At 66.1% G+C, this 13,382-nt stretch carries 15 protein-coding genes; 3 read left to right on the top strand and 12 right to left on the bottom strand.

Annotated features, from left to right (window positions below):
• Positions 1-9 precede the first annotated feature (9 nt).
• From rlmB to KKR91_RS02405, 5 genes are all read right to left on the bottom strand, one after another.
• Positions 10-1,005 carry a 23S rRNA (guanosine(2251)-2'-O)-methyltransferase RlmB gene (gene rlmB / locus KKR91_RS02425; RefSeq protein ID WP_210231797.1) on the bottom strand — a complete coding sequence of 332 codons (996 nt, stop codon included), beginning with the start codon at positions 1,003-1,005 and terminating at the stop codon, positions 10-12.
• A 134-nt stretch (positions 1,006-1,139) separates the two neighbouring features.
• Positions 1,140-2,597: a cysteine--tRNA ligase gene (gene cysS, locus KKR91_RS02420; protein ID WP_210231798.1), complete on the bottom strand. Its 1,458-nt coding sequence runs from the start codon at positions 2,595-2,597 to the stop codon at positions 1,140-1,142.
• Between the two features lie 40 nt (positions 2,598-2,637).
• On the bottom strand, positions 2,638-3,147 hold the full coding sequence (ispF, locus tag KKR91_RS02415) for a 2-C-methyl-D-erythritol 2,4-cyclodiphosphate synthase (protein WP_210231799.1): 510 nt from the start codon (positions 3,145-3,147) through the stop codon (positions 2,638-2,640).
• 3 nt (positions 3,148-3,150) lie between these two features.
• Positions 3,151-3,915, bottom strand: a complete 765-nt coding sequence (gene ispD, locus KKR91_RS02410; RefSeq protein WP_210231800.1) for a 2-C-methyl-D-erythritol 4-phosphate cytidylyltransferase — start codon at positions 3,913-3,915, stop codon at positions 3,151-3,153.
• A 183-nt stretch (positions 3,916-4,098) separates the two neighbouring features.
• The gene (locus KKR91_RS02405; RefSeq protein ID WP_104055910.1) at positions 4,099-4,581 is read right to left on the bottom strand and encodes a CarD family transcriptional regulator; all 483 of its coding nucleotides are present in this window, start codon (positions 4,579-4,581) and stop codon (positions 4,099-4,101) included.
• A gap of 266 nt (positions 4,582-4,847) precedes the next feature.
• Between KKR91_RS02405 and KKR91_RS02400 the strand changes: the two genes are divergently transcribed.
• Complete coding sequence (locus tag KKR91_RS02400) at positions 4,848-5,420, top strand: hypothetical protein (RefSeq protein ID WP_210231801.1); 573 nt, start codon at positions 4,848-4,850, stop codon at positions 5,418-5,420.
• An 83-nt stretch (positions 5,421-5,503) separates the two neighbouring features.
• Here KKR91_RS02400 and KKR91_RS02395 read toward each other — a convergent pair whose 3' ends face one another.
• Together KKR91_RS02395 and KKR91_RS02390 are read right to left on the bottom strand one after the other, a co-directional pair.
• Positions 5,504-6,184, bottom strand: a complete 681-nt coding sequence (locus KKR91_RS02395) for a response regulator transcription factor (protein ID WP_210231802.1) — start codon at positions 6,182-6,184, stop codon at positions 5,504-5,506.
• The gene (locus KKR91_RS02390; RefSeq protein WP_210231803.1) at positions 6,181-7,353 is read right to left on the bottom strand and encodes a sensor histidine kinase; all 1,173 of its coding nucleotides are present in this window, start codon (positions 7,351-7,353) and stop codon (positions 6,181-6,183) included. Before KKR91_RS02390 ends, KKR91_RS02395 begins: the two co-directional genes overlap by 4 nt.
• Before the next feature lie 184 nt (positions 7,354-7,537).
• Here KKR91_RS02390 and phoU point away from each other — a divergent pair, with 184 nt between their 5' ends.
• Entirely contained in the window at positions 7,538-8,200 is a 663-nt protein-coding gene (phoU, locus tag KKR91_RS02385; RefSeq protein ID WP_210231804.1) for a phosphate signaling complex protein PhoU, read from the top strand.
• 101 nt (positions 8,201-8,301) lie between these two features.
• On the opposite strand, the gene KKR91_RS02380 is transcribed toward phoU, so the two are convergent.
• Positions 8,302-9,051 (bottom strand): phosphoglyceromutase, encoded by a 750-nt coding sequence (locus KKR91_RS02380; protein ID WP_210231805.1) that lies wholly within the window; start codon positions 9,049-9,051, stop codon positions 8,302-8,304.
• 197 nt (positions 9,052-9,248) lie between these two features.
• Between KKR91_RS02380 and KKR91_RS02375 the strand changes: the two genes are divergently transcribed.
• The gene (locus KKR91_RS02375; RefSeq protein WP_237687455.1) at positions 9,249-9,971 is read left to right on the top strand and encodes a class I SAM-dependent methyltransferase; all 723 of its coding nucleotides are present in this window, start codon (positions 9,249-9,251) and stop codon (positions 9,969-9,971) included.
• A 27-nt stretch (positions 9,972-9,998) separates the two neighbouring features.
• On the opposite strand, the gene KKR91_RS02370 is transcribed toward KKR91_RS02375, so the two are convergent.
• The 4 genes from KKR91_RS02370 to KKR91_RS02355 all read right to left on the bottom strand — a co-directional run bounded on the left by KKR91_RS02370 (position 9,999) and on the right by KKR91_RS02355 (position 13,382).
• A complete protein-coding gene (locus KKR91_RS02370) occupies positions 9,999-10,316 on the bottom strand; it encodes a DUF2516 family protein (protein WP_237687454.1) in 318 nt (105 codons plus the stop codon).
• A 9-nt stretch (positions 10,317-10,325) separates the two neighbouring features.
• Positions 10,326-11,549, bottom strand: a complete 1,224-nt coding sequence (locus KKR91_RS02365) for a trans-sulfuration enzyme family protein (RefSeq protein WP_210231807.1) — start codon at positions 11,547-11,549, stop codon at positions 10,326-10,328.
• Positions 11,550-11,576: 27 nt separating this feature from the next.
• On the bottom strand, positions 11,577-12,338 hold the full coding sequence (locus KKR91_RS02360; protein WP_210231808.1) for a YoaK family protein: 762 nt from the start codon (positions 12,336-12,338) through the stop codon (positions 11,577-11,579).
• An 81-nt stretch (positions 12,339-12,419) separates the two neighbouring features.
• On the bottom strand, positions 12,420-13,382 hold the full coding sequence (locus tag KKR91_RS02355; protein ID WP_210231809.1) for a flavodoxin family protein: 963 nt from the start codon (positions 13,380-13,382) through the stop codon (positions 12,420-12,422).

Raw genomic sequence — 13,382 nt, 5'->3', positions numbered from 1 at the left:
CGCCTGGGGTCAGGCGGAACGCTGCCGTGAAATCTCGTACAGGCTGATGCCTACCGCCATGGAGGCGTTCAGGGATTCCATGGCCGAGTCAATCGGGATGGAGACGATCTGGTCGCAGTTTTCACGGACGAGGCGGGACAGGCCCTTGCCCTCGGAACCGACGACGATGCAGACCGGGTCCTTGGCCAGGACGATGTCCGGCAGCGACACATCGCCGTCGCCGTCCAGGCCGAGAACGAAGATGCCCATCTTCTTGAAGGCCTTCAACGCACTGTTCAGGTTGCCGGCGCGGGCAACCGGCACGCGGACAGCTGCTCCGGCGCTGGTTTTCCAGGCCGAGGCGGTCATGCCGACGGCGCGGCGTTCCGGCACGATGACGCCGTGCGCGCTGAACGCGGAAGCGGAGCGGATGATCGCACCCAGGTTGCGGGGGTCGGTGATGCCATCCAGCGCCACGAACAGCGGGGCGTTGCGGATGTGGCCCTTTTTCCAGGCTTCGATGGTTTCCTGTGCGAGGTCCATGGGGTCCGCGTATTCGTACGGCGGGATCTGCAGGACCAGGCCCTGGTGCACGGCCTCGTTGGTCATGCGGTCCAGCTCGGGCTTGTGCGTCTCCATGACCGGAAGGCCGCGGTCCGCAGCCATCTTCAGGGATTCACGGACACGGTCATCCATGTCGATGCGGACCGCGATGTGCAGGGCCTTGGCGGGGATGCCGGCGCGCAGCGCCTCAACCACCGAGTTGCGGCCGGTGACGACTTCCTCAGCCACCTTGCCGCGGACGTTGGTACCGCTGCGGCCGCCGGCGGCGCGGGTGTCGCCGCCGCGCTTGGCGGCCGAACGCTCGGCCAGCTGCTTGTTCTTATACGCCTTGTGGTAGGGGCGGTCTGCGGCTTTGGGCGTGGGTCCCTTGCCCTCAAGAGCCTTGCGGCCCAATCCACCGGTGCCCCCGCTGGGGCCCTTTTTGGCTTTACGCATTGCGCCGGGACGTCCGTTGTTGGCCATCGATTACACCTTAAACCTAGAAGAAAGCATTACTTCTAGTTTACGCAGGCTCGCGGGCCACCGCGTTACACGTCCGGGAGTGTACTCCCAAAGCTAAAATCCGGACGATCCCCTGGTTCGTCCCGGCGGACGGTTCAGCCCTGGACCAGGCTCCAGCGGGCCCCCTCCGGAGTGTCTTCCACGGCAATACCGGCCGCCGCCAGGGCGTCCCGGATGGCGTCTGCGCGCGCCCAGTCCTTGGCGGCGCGGGCGTCGAGACGCTGCTGCAGTTGGTCCTGAATCAGGCTGTCCAGCGCCTGGTGTTCCGGTCCGCCGCTGCGTGCCGGCTGCTGCACGGCATCGAGGCCCAGGACACCGGTCATGGCCAGCACAGCTTCCAAGGCCTCCCGGGCTCCCTTTTCGTTGCCCGCGGCCAGCGCGGTGTTGCCGGCGCGGACGGTTTCATGCAGCACCGCGAGGGCCTGCGGTACGTTCAGGTCATCATCCATCGCTTCGCCGAAGGCCTCGGGCATGAACAGGGTTGGCGCCACGGCAAGTCCGCGCTGGCCGTTGCCGTAGAGCTTCCCCTGCGCCTTCTCGATGAACGTGTCGATCCGCTCGACGGCGGCCGCCGCTTCCTGCAGCGACGTCGGGCGGTAGTCCAGGACCGAGCGGTAGTGGGCCTGCCCCAGGTAATAGCGCACCACCCGCGGCGACGCCTCGGCCAGCATCTGAGCGGGGCTCACCGTGTTGCCGATCGACTTGGACATCTTCTCGCCTTCGAAGGTGACCATGCCGTTGTGCATCCAGAAGTTGGCGAAACCGTCTCCGGCCGCCTGTGACTGGGCCATTTCGTTTTCGTGGTGCGGGAAGCGAAGGTCCAGGCCGCCGCCGTGGATGTCGAACTGCGGGCCGAGGTATTTGGTGACCATGGCCGAGCACTCCAGGTGCCAGCCGGGCCGGCCCTTGCCCCAGGGGCTGTCCCAGGCGGCGGTTTCGGGCTCGCCGGCCTTGTGGCCCTTCCACAGCGCGAAGTCGCGCGGATCGCGCTTGCCGCGGGGACCGGCGTCGGGCGCTGCCTGCATGTCGTCGATGTTCTGCCGGGTCAGCGATCCGTACTTGTTCCAGGACCGGACGTCGAAGTAGACGTCGCCTGAGTCGTCCAGGGCGGGGTAGGCATGGCCGGCGTCGATCAGGCGGCCGATGAGCGCGTGCATTTCCGGGATGTGGCCGGTAGCGCGGGGTTCGTAGGTGGGCCGCTGGACGCCGAGCGTGTCATAGGCCTTGGCGAATTCCTGCTCGAAGCGGTACGCCAGTGCCCACCAGGGTTCGTCCGGGACGACGTCGACCGACGCTGCGGCCCCCATGGAGTCAGCTGACTTCGCCAGGATCTTGTCGTCGATGTCGGTGACGTTGCGGACCGTGGTGACGCGGAAGCCGCGGAACTGCAGCCAGCGGGTGAGCTGGTCGAAGGCGATGGCGGACCGGATATGGCCCACGTGCGGTGCGCCCTGCACGGTGGCGCCGCAGTAGTACAGGCTCACCTCGCCCTCCTTGAGGGGGACGAAATCGCGGACCTGCGCAGTTGCGGTGTCATAGAATCTCAAGCTCACCGCTCTAGGCTACCGCGCCTTCCGGACCATGCCGGGCCTTCTACGGACGCAGGGTGCCCTCGACCTGCACGACGACGGCGGTTGCCACCGCGGCGATTCCCTCGCCGCGGCCGGTGAAGCCCAGGGCGTCGGTGGTGGTGGCCGAGACACTGACCGGGGCTCCGGCGGCCCCGCTGAGGATGGCTTCGGCTTCGGTGCGGCGGGGAGCGAACTTGGGCCGGTTGCCGATGAGCTGTACTGCCACGTTGCCGATCTCGAATCCGGCGGCGCGGACGATCCTCGCCGCTTCTGTCAGCAGGGTGGTGCCTGAGGCGCCGGCATATTCGGGCCGGTCAGTGCCGAAGTGCGCACCCAGGTCGCCCAGGCCGGCGGCGGAGAACAGGGCGTCGGCGGCGGCGTGTGCCACCGGATCACCGTCGGAGTGGCCGGCCAGGCCGCGTTCACCCTCCCACAGCATCCCGGCGACCCACAGCGGGCGGGGAGCGTCGTCGGAGGCAAAGGCGTGCACATCGACGCCGATGCCGGTACGGGGAAGATTCACTGCTGGCATGGGTCAGTTCTCCTGGAGGTGGGATTCGCGGGCGAGCACCGCTTCGGCAAGCAGCAGGTCCAACGGCGTGGTGATCTTCAATGAGAGTTCGGAGCCATCCACGACATATACGGTCTCGCCGAGGGATTCGGCCAGCATGGCATCGTCGGTGACTGCGGCGGCCCGCTCCGGATCAAAACCGCGGGCTGCTTCATGTGCGCGGCGCAACAGCGCGGCGTCAAAGCCCTGGGGCGTCTGCACGGCCCGCAGGGAGGAACGGTCCGGAGTCCCGGTGACCCGCAGCGCTGCGATTCCGCCCTCGGCTGGTTCGGTCCCGGCAGTGGTTTTGACTGTATCCGTGACGGCGACGGCGGGAATGACCGCGCCGGCTCCGGCGGCCAGGGCATCAGCCACCCGCCGGAAGACCTGCGGCGGAGCCAACGCCCGGGCTGCGTCGTGGACCAGGATCGCGTCGAGGTCTGCGGGCAGGACGTCCAGCGCGGCGCGGACGGAATCGGCCCGGGTGGAGCCGCCGTCGACCACTGTAAGGGGGACCGTGAGACCTGCTTCCCCGCACAGGCCGCGCATCACCGTGTCGCCGGCGGGAACGGCAACGCTGACGGCCGAGGCAATACCGGAAGCGGCTATCCCGCGCAGGGCGTGGGAGAGCAGCGGAGCGCCGGCCAGCGGGACCTGCGCCTTGGGTATGCCGTATCCCAGCCGCTGGCCGGAGCCGCCGGCTACGAGGATGATACCGATGCGCTGTTCGCGGGAAACTGTTGAAGACACCCCTTCAGCCTAGTGCCCCGGCGGCGGGGCACCACTGGCGGGCCTCCGGACAGAGCCGCGAGGGGCGAAGGCAGGCTGCGCGTGGGCGGTGCTTAAAGACAAAATGCCGGCCCCAACCGGGACCGGCAGCGTGCCGTAATACGTGTAGCTAGTGGAACACCGTTTTACTGCAACGCTGTCTGCTTAGCTCGCCAGAACCTTGTCCAAGACAACTGCGGCCTGGTCCTCGTCTGTCTTTTCAGCCAGTGCCAATTCTGAAATCAGAATCTGGCGGGCTTTCGCGAGCATCCGCTTTTCGCCTGCAGAAAGGCCGCGGTCGTGGTCGCGGCGCCAGAGGTCGCGAACAACCTCTGCAACCTTCACCACGTCACCCGACGCAAGCTTCTCCAGGTTCGCCTTATAACGCCGCGACCAGTTGGTGGGTTCTTCAGTAAGCTCGGCACGAAGCACATCAAAGACATGCTCCAGTCCCTCTTTGCCTACTACGTCCCGAACCCCAACGAGGTCGACGTTTTCAGCCGGTACTTCTATGGTCAGATCACCCTGTGCCACCTTCAGCTTGAGATACATCTTCTCTTCGCCTTTGATGGTCCGCATCTTGATCTCTTCGATCTTCGCGGCACCGTGGTGAGGGTAAACAACTGTTTCGCCAACCTCAAAAACCATGTGGACTATCCCCTTTCCCAACCGCTAGTTTACCATGCGTGCCACACGCCGAGAAGAGTTTTCGCAGGTCAGGTACCTGATCGTGATGCGCCTAGGTAGTATTCGCACCCTCTTCCCGAGCCGGACCTGCGGCGATGCCTGCGCGAACGCGTCTTTCCCAAGCCCCGCGGAAGGGTAAAAATCCAACATTTGAGGGGTTTGCCGATAGGCTAGGCACAAAAGATAGCCACAGGTCGCAAGACCGTCATACCCCAGGAGTTTGTGCTGTGAGATTCACACCGAAGAACCGGGCGCAGCGAGCAGCTGCCGCCGGTGTAATTGCGCTGGCCGTACTGGGAGTCTCCAGCTGCAGCGTAGTGAACGAGCAGGCAACGGTGCGTGAATACTCCCCCTCGGACGGCATCGTCGAGAACGTGGGCGACGCGGAACTGCGCAACCTCCTGGTAGTCAGCAACGGCGGCGGCGAAGCCGGCCGGCTGCTCGGCACGGTTATCAACACCTCCGATGCGAGCATGGACTTCACGCTGGACCTCGGCGGCTCCAACCTCTCCTGGACCATCGCCTCCGGCGACAAGGTGGTCTTCGAAGACGTCACCGACGTCGCCGAGGTCACGGTGGCCAGCGTCGATGTCCTCCCCGGCACCGGAATCAGCGCCGACGCCAGCACCGGCTCGGAAACCGCCACCCTGAACGTGCCAGTGGTTGACGGCACGCTGGAGGACTACCGGGCATACCTGCCCACGCCGTCCCCCACACCCTCGGATACTGCCACCATGGTCCCCTCGGACATGGCCACCGAAACCGGCGTTGCTCCCACGGAGTCCGCTGAATCGCAGTAACAAAAACCTCAGCACTGCTGAAAAGGGACGCCGCTGAAGCGGCGTCCCTTTTCTGTTAAGGCTTCCCCTACCGCGTACCGCGGTCAGGCTTCAAACTTGTAGCCCAACCCTCGGACGGTCACCAGATGGCGGGGCAGCGACGGGTCCGGTTCGATTTTCCCGCGCAGCCGTTTGACGTGCACGTCCAGGGTCTTGGTGTCTCCCACATAGTCGGCTCCCCAGACCCGTTCAATGAGCTGCCCCCGGGTCAGGACCCGGCCGGAATTGCGCAGCAGCAGTTCCAGCAGCTCAAACTCCTTCAGGGGCATGGGGACCGCTGTCCCATTGACGCTGACCACGTGCCGGTCCACATCCATCCGCACCGGACCGGCTTCCACCGCGGGCCCGGCCAGCTCCCCGCCGTCGTTCCGGCGGCGCAGCACGGCACGGATCCGTGCCAGCAGCTCGCGGGAGCTGTAGGGCTTGGTGACGTAGTCATCGGCCCCGATCTCCAGGCCCACCACCTTGTCGATTTCCCCGTCGCGGGCGGTCAGCATGATTACCGGAACGTCCGAGCGCTGGCGGATCTGCCGGCAGACCTCTGTGCCGGACTGGCCCGGCAGCATCAGGTCCAGCAGCACCAGGTCAGCCCCGAACCGGTCAAACTCGGTCACGGCGTCGTACCCGTTGTCCACGACGCTGACCTCGAATCCTTCCCGTCCCAGCAGATAGGAAAGGGGGTCGCTGAAGGACTCCTCGTCTTCGACCAGCAGGATCCTGCTCAAGCACTGACTCCTTGTTCGCGGTTGCCGTCGCCGGCGGTGGTGTCGGAGGTTTCCATTTCGGGCAGCCGGACAGTGAAGGTGGAGCCCTGGCCCGGCTGGGACCACACGTTGACTTCGCCTCCGTGGTTGGCCACAACGTGCTTGACGATGCTCAGCCCCAGCCCGGTTCCACCGGTATGGCGGGACCGGGCACTGTCGATCCGGTAAAACCGTTCAAAGATGCGCTCCTGCTCCTCGGCGTCGATTCCCGGGCCCTGGTCCGTGACGGACACCTGGGCCATGCCGTCCCTGGACCGCAGCCCAACACCCACCCGGCTGCCCGCCGGCGAGTACCGGATCGCGTTGTCAATCAGGTTGCGGAAGGCAGTGGTCAGCATTTTCGCGTCCCCGTACACCAGCCCCTGAACCGAACCGCCAACCACGACGGTGGTGTTCCGGGTCTCTGCCGGCAGCCGGGTGGCTTCGACTGCATCGTTGACGAGGGAATTGATGTCCACTTCCCGGGCGCGGTCCACCATGTCGGTGCTCTGCAGGCGGCTCAGTTCAATAATGTCCTGCACCAGGGCGGTGAGCCGGGTGGATTCCTTGCTCATCCGGGCAGCGAACCGCCGCACTGCCTCTTCGTCTCCCGCGGCGTCGTCCAGCGCCTCGGACAACAGGGAGATGGCGCCCACCGGCGTCTTGAGTTCGTGCGAAACGTTGGCGACGAAGTCATTGCGCACTTCTTCGGTCCGTGCGATTTCAGTGCGGTCGTCCGCCAGGATGAGGATGTACTCCTCCCCCACGATGGCCACCCGGACGTGCAGGATTGTGCTTCCCTGGCCCAGCGGTCCGCGCTGCAGTTCCAGTTGCCGTTCCTCGATGACGCCGTCGCGCCGGACGCGCGCTGTCATCTCCAGCAGTTCGGGCGGAACCAGCGTGTGGCCGCGGACCAGGCCGAAGGCGTAGGAGCCGGGACTGGCGCGGACGACGCCGTCGATCGCGTCCACCACAATGTAGGCCCGGCCGATTGCAGCCAGCACTTCGGCTGCCCCGTCGGGGATGGCCGGGTCGTCGCTGGCTGCCATTTCCTTCCGCTGGCGTTGGCTCGCCGCAAACGCGAGTACGCCGAAGACCCCCACGGCCAGGCCGAGGATCCCGGCTATCAGGCCCAGCAATACAGGATTCACTCTCCTAGCTTAGGCTGAGGCGGACGATGCGGCAGGACCCCCGGTGGCATATGTCCAAGCGTTAAACTAACGTTCATCTTAAGTAGCCCAACGGTTAACACCCGGCTGAAATCCTGTCCTCAAGGCTGTAACGAACAGCCGCGGATTGTTTGCCGTGAACCGCCCCAACCGAAAGGACTCCGAAGTGCGTAAGGTTTTCCAAGCCGAGCTTCATCAGATTGGCGAAGAGCTGACCCAGATTTCCGAGCTGGTCACCGAAGCGATGCAGAAAGCCACCCTCGCCTTCGAAGGTGCCGACACCGAGCTGGCGCAGGATGTCATTGCCGCCGATGCCCGGATCGATTTCCTGCAGAATGACCTCGACGAGCGCGCGATTGACGTCCTGGCCCTGCAGGGTCCGGTAGCGAGCGACCTGCGGATGATCGTGGGATCCCTGCGGATGAGCGCGTCGCTGGAGCGGATGGGTGATCTGGCCCGGCACATTGCCCAGCTGGCCCGGCTGCGGTACCCCGAGCATGTGGTCCCCGAACCCATGGTGGCCACCTTCAGCGAAATGGCCCGCCTTGACCTCCAGATTTCCCAGCTGCTGACGGAGCTGCTGGAGACCCGCAACCTGGATCTGAGCAACGACATTTACGCCTGCAACACCCGGATCAACGAGTTGCACGCCAGCGTCTTCAAGGCCATTGCCTCGCCGGACTGGAATATCTCCGCCGTCAGCACGGTGGACCTGACCCTGGCGAGCCGGTACTTCGAACGGTTCGCCGATCACGGTGTGTCAGTGACCCGGAAGGTCAACTACCTGGTGACCGGCGAATGGCAGCCGCTCTCCGAATCCAGCCGGTAGCCGGCAGCAAGAATCCGGTGATCAAAAGCTGCTAGATACAGGTAAGGGCGGCCCCGCGGGGCCGCCCTTACCTGTTCATCCGGAACTTGAAAGAACCAGTGCTACTTCTTGCCCTGGTTGGCCACTGCCTTGATCGAGGCCGCAGCGGCTTCCGGATCCAGGTACGTGCCGCCGGCCTTGACGGGCTTGAGGTCCTCATCCAGCTCGTACACGAGCGGGATGCCGGTGGGGATGTTGACGGCGGCGATATCGGCGTCGCTGATCCCGTCCAGGTGCTTGACCAGGGCGCGCAGCGAGTTGCCGTGAGCGGCGATCATGACGGTCTTGCCGGTCTTGATGTCAGCGGAGATGTCCGATTCCCAGTACGGCAGGAACCGCTCGAGGACGTCCTTGAGGCATTCCGTGCGGGGCAGCTCGTCCTGGGCCAGGTCGGCATACCGCGGATCGTGCGCCTGCGAGAAGTCACTGTCATCGGGCAGGGGCGGCGGCGGGGTGTCGTAGGAACGGCGCCAGAGCATGAACTGCTCTTCGCCGTATTCCGCGAGGGTCTGCGCCTTGTCCTTGCCCTGCAGGGCTCCGTAGTGGCGCTCGTTCAGGCGCCAGCTGCGCTTGACATCAATCCAGATGCGGTCTGCCGCACCCAGGGCAATGTTGGCGGTGTTGATGGCCCGCTGCAGGCGGGAGGTGTAGAGGATGTCCGGCAGGAGATCATTCTCCACCAGCAGCTCGCCGCCCCGCAGGGCTTCGGCCCGGCCAAGGTCCGTCAGATCCACGTCCACCCAGCCGGTGAACAGGTTCTTTTCATTCCATTCGCTCTGGCCGTGGCGCAGAAGGATCAGTTTGTAAGTCATACCACTCATGGTAACGGAGGACCCGCGGACGGCGGCAGGGAAGTCACTCCTCCCGGCCCTGTTTACGCACGGATGTCCGGCCGCGGCCGCCGTCAGGAGCAGCGCGCCCCGCCGCGTAACATTGTTTCGTGCAAAAACCGCAGAAACCCGTAGGAAATGTGACCAGGGGCACTACAAACCCGAACAGACTGCGGCGGGTGGATCGTTGGTTGGCCGGGCCGCAGGGCTGGCGGCTGCGGCGGGCGGCGGATCCGCTCATCATTGACCTGGGTTACGGCGCGGCCCCGACAACCGCCGTCGAACTGCATGCCAGGCTCGGTCGGGTACGCCGCGACGTCGACGTCGTCGGTATCGAAATCGATCCGGCCAGGGTGCGCTCCGCCAAGCCGCTGGAGCGTGAGGGACTGTCGTTCCGGCAGGGCGGCTTCGAGCTTCCGGTGGAAGGCCGCCGCCCGGTCATGGTCCGCGCCTTCAACGTGCTGCGCCAGTATTCCGAGGACGAGTACGAGGCGCACTGGGACATGGTCCGGTCCCGGCTGGCCGTTGGCGGCATTTTTGTGGACGGCACCTGCGATGAAATCGGGCGCCGGGCCACGTGGGTGGAGCTGGATCCCCATGGGCCGCTGTCGCTGAGCATCTCGCTGCGGTTCGGCGCGTTCACCCTGCCGTCGGATGTGGCCGAGCGCCTGCCGAAGGCGCTGATCCACCGCAATGTGCCGGGCGAGAAAGTCCACGCCCTGCTGCAGGCGATGGACACCGCATGGATCCAGGCTGCACCGCAGGCCTCCTACGGCAACCGGCAGCGGTGGCTGGCCATGTGCACCGCGCTGCGCGCTTCGGGCTGGCCGCTGCTGAACGGCCCGGCCCGCTGGCGGCTGGGCGAAATCACTGTTGCCTGGGACGCCGTCGCGCCCGGCTGATGCCTGCCCCTTTCAGGGAAACGGGCGCTACCAGCGTCCGTACGGTCCCGAGCCGCGGCCGGAGCCGCTGACGGACGGCTTCACATCTGCCAGATAGACGCTGGCAGCCACGAGCGCCACCAGGGTGAAGGGCAGCAGCGACCCGGCGGCGAGCGTGCTCAGCAGCCCCACCGCCACCGAGCCTCCGGTCATCCCCAGCCAGAAGCCCTTGGTGCGCTTGTCAGCGGCTTCGAAGACCGGAGCTTTCCGGCGCAGCGCATCCTGGAACGCCCAGAGGGCAATCAGCAGCGTGGCCAGGCCGAGGGCCCGGTACAGGAGAGGCTCGAGGAGCAAGACGTAGATCACCGCTTCAGCCTACCGCGCCAGTGCCTGGGACAGGTCGGCCCAGAGGTCTTCGACATTTTCAATCCCGACGGAAAGCCGCAGCAGGTTCTCCGGCACGGTCAGCGGCTCCCCCGGCTGGCGCCGGCGGCGCTCGATCAGCGATTCCACTCCACCCAGCGACGTGGCCGGCAGCCAGAGTCGCACCTTTTCCGCCACGGCCTGCGCTGCCGCGGCTCCGCCGGCCACTTCAATGCAGAGAATCGACCCGAACCCGTCCATCTGCTTGGCCGCCCGCTCATGGCCGGCGTCGTCGGGCAGGCCCGGATAGCGGACCGCTTCAACCTGCGGATGGGCCAGCAGCCGCTGCGCCAGGGTACCGGCGCTTGCCTGCGAGCGCTCGATCCGCAGGGCCAGGGTCCGCAGGCCGCGCAGGGCCAGCCACACCTCGAAGGGGCCGCCCACAGCGCCGTGCAGCGAGCGGTACTGGTGCAGGCGTGCGTGCAGCTCCCCGTCCGAGGTGGCCAGCGCACCAAGCACCACATCCGAGTGCCCGGCAAGGTACTTGGTCACGGAATGGAGCACGACGTCGGCTCCCAGTTCCAAGGGCCGCGTCACCAGCGGCGTGGAGAAGGTGTTGTCCGCGACAACCAGCGCCCCGACGTCGCGGGCTGCGGCGGCCAGGACCTCGATCTCTGCCACTTCGAGCATGGGGTTGGTTGGGCTTTCAATCCACAGCATGTCCGCCGGGGCGGCAGCCGCTGCGGCGTCGCCTGTTGAGGAATCTGTTCCGGAGGCCGTTCCGTGCAGGGCGGCGAGGACCTCGGCGGTATTGGCGATGTCCACGGTCCGGATGGTGAACCGCCCGTTGGCTGCCTCCCCGGCGGCCAGAAGCAGTGAGCCCTGATAGCTGTGCCGGGGCATCACCAGGATTCCGCCGGCGGGAACCAGAGAGAGCGCCGCCGCCACAGCTGCCAGACCTGAGGAGTAGACCAACGCCGGAAGGGCAGCCCCTTCGAGTTCGGCGAGCGCAGCCTCGAACGGGTCCCAGGTGGGGTTGGAGTAGCGGCCGTACACGCGCTCGCCCGGCGCAGGCGTGCCGGTGCCGTGGAAGGTGGAGGAAAGCACTATCGGCGGGTTGACCGGGGCGTCCGGCTCACGGGGCGGACGGCCGGCGGATACCACCACCGTGTCCGGGGACAGCTTCCCGCTGGAATGACCGTGCGGTACTGGGCTCTCTGAAGGCGCGGGACTCATGGCTACAGCGTAGTGGGCGCCTGCTCCCTAGACGAAGCGCCCGCCGGGGGTGGGATCGGGGTCGCGGGGCTGGCGGAGCGACATAATCCCCAGGATGGCGCAAAGCAGCGCGGCGAAGGCGATGGATGCCCCGTTGAACCAGGTGTCCGCCAGGAAGCCGATGGCTCCTCCCCCGGCGAACCCCAGCAGCACGAGGAAAAAGACCCCTGACCAGTAGATGTTCGGTTCGCCGTTGACTCCCTTTTTGGAGAAGGCGGACTGCATCAGGAAATTGAACGCCATCTGCACTACGAACGTCACGGCCACTGCCCCGTAGAGCATGCCGTGGTTCTTGTGGAAGGAATTGCCAAGGCCCCCCGCAACAAAGCTCACCCCGAAGGCGATGTAGCGCGGGTCCATGTCGGTTAGCGCCGCAAGCAGGGTGCCGATGACCAGCAGTGCGAACAACGCGAACAGCATTCCTGGCGTGAATGATCTGCCGCTGCGCAGGAAGGCAGTCATTAGCACCCCGGACAGCGCCGAGCCCACCCCAAAGCACAGCACCGACACGATGGCGGGCGTGAATTTAGCCCAGTCACCGTCCACCAGGTAAAAGCCGCTGGACACCACGTTGCCGGACTGGACGGTGGCGAAGGTATCGGCGTGGGCAAGGGTCCAGGCGTTGAGCAGACCGGCGACGAATGCCAGGAGGAAGCCGATGAACGGCTGTTCCATCAACGGGAAACGGATGACTTCCGGATGTTTGTGAACGTACTGCACATCCGATGGAGGCGTGGCGGGAGCACTCATGGGCTCGCTTCCTTCCAGTGGACTGATGGCACGGCCACGCGCGGAGGAGCAACGCTATGCTCCTCCGCCCGCGGCCGGACCTTAGTGCCGGCTCTGGTACGGGCCCCGGAACACATCTGTTGCCCGCAGTGGATTGGTCGGCGAATGGCCCGAGCCTGGGCTGGAGCCACCGCCTGCCCCGCTGCCGCCGCCGGATACACCGGAGCCGGCCCCGGAATCCTGCGGACCCCGGAAGACGTCGGCGGCCCGCAAGGGATTGGTGGGCGAATGCCCGCCCGGCGGGCTGGATGGGCCGGATGAGCCTGAGGACCTTGCTGAGCCGGAGGACCTCGATGGCGTCCGCGGGGTCTCATGCGGACCGACGAAGACATCGGTGGCCCGCAGCGGATGGGTTGCACTGGGCACGGCCTTCCTCTCCTTTCGGTTTTTGCCGCCGGATGTGGCGGGTTCCCTGCCCGGCGGATGGGCTCTGCGCGTGGCAGCCAGGGCATCGGTGACGGCCACGAACCGGGTCAGATGCGAGCGCACCGCCTGTTCGGCCGCCGCGCGGTTGTCCACCCTGCCGTGGTGCAGCGTAAAGCTGAGCCCCCACGGGTTCCCGTTGAGGTGGTTGATGACGGCGTCGGCGCCGGAGGGCGGTACGAGCACGCAGCCCCATATCGCCGCCACGGCATTCAGCTCAGCCACCACATGCTCCTGGCCTGCGTGCAGATAGGCGCCGGTAGCCATCGCCGTGAAGGTCTTGTCAATGAAAGCCCCGGTCTCGGCGGCATCGTGATGCTCGTCAATGAAGGCTTTCATTGCGGCAGACAACAGCCCGGTATGTGCCGGTGAACTGAAGATGAAGCCGTCCGCCCAGGCCAGATCGTCACCCCTGGCCATGATGGCCCTCGCCCCGGGTGCCATCTGGCCTGCCAGAACCAGCTGCTTCACTCCCCGCAACCGGTATTCCGCCCCGAGGCCGGCAAGCACGGGCCGGATCAGTGCGGCGAGGTCCGCATTGGCACCGAACAGGCTGGAAGAGACAACCAGGATACGGGCCAC

Source organism: Arthrobacter jiangjiafuii (assembly GCF_018622995.1).
Classification (GTDB): domain Bacteria; phylum Actinomycetota; class Actinomycetes; order Actinomycetales; family Micrococcaceae; genus Arthrobacter_B; species Arthrobacter_B jiangjiafuii.
Note: the sequence above shows the minus strand (reverse complement) of the source record. Positions and strands in the feature narration are given on the sequence as shown.

Coding starts and splice junctions, on each gene's coding strand:
- rlmB (WP_210231797.1), bottom strand. CDS start 1,005: ATGGCCAACAACGGACGTCCCGGCGCAATGCGTAAAGCCAAAAAGGGC.
- ispF (WP_210231799.1), bottom strand. CDS start 3,147: ATGCCAGCAGTGAATCTTCCCCGTACCGGCATCGGCGTCGATGTGCAC.
- KKR91_RS02405 (WP_104055910.1), bottom strand. CDS start 4,581: ATGGTTTTTGAGGTTGGCGAAACAGTTGTTTACCCTCACCACGGTGCC.
- KKR91_RS02380 (WP_210231805.1), bottom strand. CDS start 9,051: ATGACTTACAAACTGATCCTTCTGCGCCACGGCCAGAGCGAATGGAAT.
- KKR91_RS02365 (WP_210231807.1), bottom strand. CDS start 11,549: ATGAGTCCCGCGCCTTCAGAGAGCCCAGTACCGCACGGTCATTCCAGC.
- KKR91_RS02360 (WP_210231808.1), bottom strand. CDS start 12,338: ATGAGTGCTCCCGCCACGCCTCCATCGGATGTGCAGTACGTTCACAAA.